The following is a 2,522-nucleotide window of genomic DNA, read 5'->3' as shown; positions in this document are numbered from 1 at the left end:
AAATGAAGGCATTCGCCTATTGGCATTAGCATAGAAACAAAAACTCTTGGAACAAGAGGGTTAGCTCGGTCAGTTTTCGTTGGCTAGTAAAAGCAACGATAAGTCGAGAAGCCCCCACTTCAATTAGACCGCAAGGTCAATAAGTGGTGGGTAGTTCACAGAGAGTCACTAGCGTCGCATTAAAATAATCCAACACGCTAGTGATATCGTTTATAAAGTTGTAGATGGGGCGATTGAAGTGACTGAGATTGTTGCTATTGGCGATCGAGAAGACGAAGAAGTGTATCGCGAGGCATTTGAACGAATTCTTAAACGTGAAAAATAATGTATGCAGGATTTTATGCAACAGCGTGAGGAATGCAGCCAACACAAAAACACGCTCAATCCATTGGTAATAGTAGCTTTTTACTATGCATCCAAACTTTGATTTGGGAACGTTTATTTGAATGTCTTTGTATAAATTTTATGTAAATTATTTTTCAATAAATCCGATATTAACAATATAAAGAAAGGAAGTGTGAGTAATATGATTCAACAAATTGGTGGCGCTGGGCAAAGTACGCAAGCTTTCAGTAAGAAAATTAATCAAGCAACAGAAGAAAATTTTTCAAAGGTATTAACATCATCTACAGATAAGTTCAAAACAAATGAAGTGGATGAATCGATTTATGACGATATTGCCAATCAATATGACGTCCGCAATATGACTTTTGAAGAAGTAAAGGAAATGGCAAATGAATTATATGAAGCTGGTGCCCTTACATTTTTAGATGTTTCGATTCTAACATTTGATTACGGTCGTGCTACACAATATATTAAGCAAGCCGTTAATGGACAGACTTCACCTAACTTTACGATGTATGAAACAAGTGTAGACGCAACTGGACGCAGAGATTGGATTGCTGAATTCGAAGCACGTGCTGCAAAAGATAGACAATACGGAAACTTTATCGGTAATGCAAACAAAACGAAAATCATTAGCATTTTGCAATTATTAGAACGAGAATAAAACACTTATTTTCTAAAGGGAACGTCGCTCTGTAAGGACATTCCTTTTTATTATGCTAAATCGTTCGTCAACGTCAAATAGCACCCACCTGTTTTCCAGGGGGTGCTATTTGACGCTTACGTTACTTCTGCCTTCACAGTTCGGGACTTACACCCTATAGATTACACCCATGCCAGGCGCACTAAAAAAAGAACGAATGTCCACAGTGGGAATTCGTTCTTTCGATTTTTATGAAATTTCTACAGCTAAACTATAATTATAACTCGTCAATAGAGTCGATTTCTACATAAGATGGTACGACAAAGCCGTTCTTTGTTCCTGTTAAATTTGGACCTAGATCTACCATGGAATCTTTATGTTTTTCGTAAAATGCTGCATGTGTTGTAGGTAACCAAGGGGCAACCGTTGCATCACCGTCGCCATTCGCAATCGCTTCAAACATAATAGCTGGATCCACTGGTGTTGTCGTAACTTTATAACCTAATGATTGAAGGACAAGCTGGACAACCGTAGTTGAGGCAAGCTCAGAGTCCCATTGAGTCGTTATTAAATTGATTTCTTCACCATTACTTTGTGGAATCCCTTCTGTCCATTGGGCAACTCTGTCTGAATTTTCATCAATCCATTTTTGCGCAGCCTCTACATATTCCATCGATTGACCATCAAGCATTACTTGTTCCATATCTTCTGCTTGCCAGTTAAAACGATCTAACACTTCATATGCATGAGGTAAATCGCTTTGTAAGCCTTGACGAGCGAGTGTTTGAATATTTTCTTCTGCACCGAGTGTTCCTTTAGGATCGTCTAAAATTTTTAAGTCATAGGCAGAAAACATCCAGTGTGGCGTCCATCCGGTAATAACGATAGGCTCTTCATTGCTAATCGCTTTATCTAATGAACCAAGCATTCCCGCAGTTGAACTAATTTTTAAATCCCAGTCTTTCAAATTGTCATAGCTTTCAAGAGTCGTTTCGGCAAGGCCGGTTAAACCTGCACCGGGTTCAACTCCAATCACATTATAGTCTACTTGTTCGGCAAAAGATTGATCGTCTGCACTTTCATTATCGTTACTACATGCTCCTAAAAGGATAGCTGATGTTAAAGCACCAATGCCTAATATTTTTTTTACTGTCATAATTATTTCCCCCTTGAATTGTATCTGAAAAGTAACAACTTCAACTTTACTATAAAGTTGTTACTTTGGTCAAATACATACACCTATTATGTGAGAAATAAAATGCAGAACAAACACCAAACCTTTCATTCGTTTTAATGTTTGTTCTGTGTATTAAAAGTAAGCGCCAAATACAGCACACCTTCAACGAATTTCATGAACATGAGACAATCATGAAAATGAATGAAGTTGGAGGTTTTTTTTATGAAACGATCTGAACGCCAGTTGATGTGGCAATCTCGTATTCAAGCATTTCACACAAGCGGCGAAGCAAGCGTTGCTGCTTGGTGCGCAAAAGAAAATGTACCGGTGCAAAGTATGTATCAGTGGTTGCGTAAA

General features: G+C 38.2%; 3 protein-coding genes. 2 read left to right on the top strand and 1 reads right to left on the bottom strand.

The window, feature by feature from the left end:
• Positions 1–526 precede the first annotated feature (526 nt).
• The gene (locus DDE80_RS14120; protein WP_108308570.1) at positions 527–1,009 is read left to right on the top strand and encodes a hypothetical protein; all 483 of its coding nucleotides are present in this window, start codon (positions 527–529) and stop codon (positions 1,007–1,009) included.
• Positions 1,010–1,265: 256 nt separating this feature from the next.
• Here DDE80_RS14120 and DDE80_RS14115 read toward each other — a convergent pair whose 3' ends face one another.
• A complete protein-coding gene (locus DDE80_RS14115; RefSeq protein WP_108308569.1) occupies positions 1,266–2,144 on the bottom strand; it encodes a glycine betaine ABC transporter substrate-binding protein in 879 nt (292 codons plus the stop codon).
• Positions 2,145–2,366: 222 nt separating this feature from the next.
• Here DDE80_RS14115 and tnpA point away from each other — a divergent pair.
• Positions 2,367–2,522: IS66 family insertion sequence element accessory protein TnpA (gene tnpA / locus DDE80_RS15815; protein WP_427901820.1), on the top strand; the 156-nt coding region annotated here is incomplete at its 3' end.

It is taken from the genome of Metalysinibacillus jejuensis, from assembly GCF_003057615.1.
GTDB classification, from domain to species: Bacteria; Bacillota; Bacilli; order Bacillales_A; family Planococcaceae; genus Metalysinibacillus; species Metalysinibacillus jejuensis.
The sequence above is the reverse complement of the archived record's forward strand: the minus strand, read 5'-3'. Positions and strand labels throughout refer to the sequence as shown.